Annotated in this window: 1 protein-coding gene; it reads left to right on the forward strand. The window is 73.5% G+C overall.

What is annotated here, in order from left to right; translation table 11 throughout:
• Positions 1–1874 (forward strand): DNA polymerase III subunit alpha (dnaE, locus tag HW445_RS29230; RefSeq protein WP_180223841.1); only part of this gene is annotated, 1874 nt, incomplete at both ends.

Genomic DNA, 1874 nt, shown 5'->3' on the forward strand with positions numbered 1-1874 from the left:
GCTGGAGCACACCCGGGCCACCGCCGAGGAGTGCCGGGTCGACCCCGAGGAGCACCTGGGCATCGGCAGCGTCCACTTCCCCGAGCCGCACCTGGTCGGCGCCGAGCGGCGCACCGCGCAGCGGGTGCTGGCCTCCCGCGCGGCGGCCGGGATGGTGCTGCGCGGTTACGACCGGCGCCGGGAGTACTGGGAGCGGATGCACCACGAGCTGGACATCATCGCCCACCACGGCTTCGCCACCTACTTCCTCACCGTCGCCCAGGTCGTCGACGACGTCCGCGCCATGGGCATCCGGGTCGCCGCGCGCGGCTCCGGCGCCGGCTCCCTCGTCAACCACCTGCTGGGCATCGCGCACGCCGACCCCGTCGAGCACGGGCTGCTGATGGAGCGGTTCCTCTCCAAGCGGCGCGCGGTGCTGCCCGACATCGACGTCGACGTGGAGTCCGCCCGCAGGCTGGAGGTCTACCGGAGGATCTTCGACCGGTTCGGCGGCGAGCGGGTGGCCACCGTCGCCATGCCGGAGACCTACCGGGTGCGGCACGCGGTCCGCGACGTCGGGGCCGCGCTCGCCATGGACCCCGCGGAGATCGACCGGATCGCCAAGTCGTTCCCGCACATCCGCGCCCGTGACGCCCGCGCCGCCCTCGAGGAACTGCCCGAGCTGAAGGAGCTGGCCGGGGAGAAGGAGCGGTACGGCAGGATGTGGGACCTGGTCGAGGCGCTGGACGCGCTGCCCCGCGGGGTCGCCATGCACCCCTGCGGCGTGCTGCTCTCCGACGCCACGCTGCTCGGGCGCACCCCGGTGGTGCCCACCAGCGGCGAGGGCTTCCCGATGGCCCAGTTCGACAAGGACGACGTGGAGGACCTCGGCCTGCTCAAGCTGGACGTCCTCGGCGTGCGGATGCAGTCGGCGATGGCGCACGCGGTGGCCGAGGTGGAGCGGGCCTCGGGCGAGCGGGTCGACCTGGACGCGGTGCCGGAGGGCGATCCGGAGACCTACGGGCTGATCAGATCGACCGAGACGCTGGGCTGCTTCCAGATCGAGTCGCCCGGCCAGCGCGACCTGGTCGGACGGCTCCAGCCGGAGACCTTCCACGACCTGGTGGTCGACATCTCGCTGTTCCGGCCCGGACCGGTCGCCGCCGACATGGTGCGGCCGTTCATCGACCGCCGGCACGGGCGCAGCCCCGCCCGCTACCCGCACCCGGACCTGGAGCCGGCGCTGCGCGGCACCTACGGCGTGGTGGTCTTCCACGAGCAGCTGATCGACATCGTGGCCGTGATGACCGGCTGCGGCCGGGGCGAGGCCGACCGGGTGCGGCGCGGGCTGTCCGACCCGGACTCCCAGGGGCGGATCCGGACCTGGTTCGCCCAGCACGCGACGGCCCGCGGGTACGACGCGGAGACCGTGGCGCGCGCCTGGGAGATCATCGAGGCCTTCGGCTCGTACGGCTTCTGCAAGGCGCACGCGGTGGCCTTCGCGGTGCCGACCTACCAGTCGGCCTGGCTGAAGGCGCACCATCCGGCGGCCTTCTACGCCGGACTGCTCACCCACGACCCCGGGATGTACCCCAAGCGGCTGCTGCTGGCGGACGCGCGGCGGCGGGGCGTCCCGGTGCTGCCGCTGGACGTGAACCGGTCCGGCGTCACCCACCGTGTCGAACTGGTGTCTGGTGGAAACCAGGGGGAACCGGACGTCTGGGGGCTGCGGCTCGCCCTCAGCGACGTGCACGGCATCAGTGAGGCAGAGGCGCGGCGGATCGCCGAGGGGCAGCCGTACTCCTCCCTGCTGGACTTCTGGCAGCGGGCAAGGCCCAGCCGCCCGGTGGCCGACCGGCTGGCGCAGGTGGGCGCGCTGGACGCGTTCGGCGCCA

It is taken from the genome of Streptomyces sp. UH6 (assembly GCF_013421635.1).
Classification (GTDB): domain Bacteria; phylum Actinomycetota; class Actinomycetes; order Streptomycetales; family Streptomycetaceae; genus Streptomyces; species Streptomyces abyssomicinicus.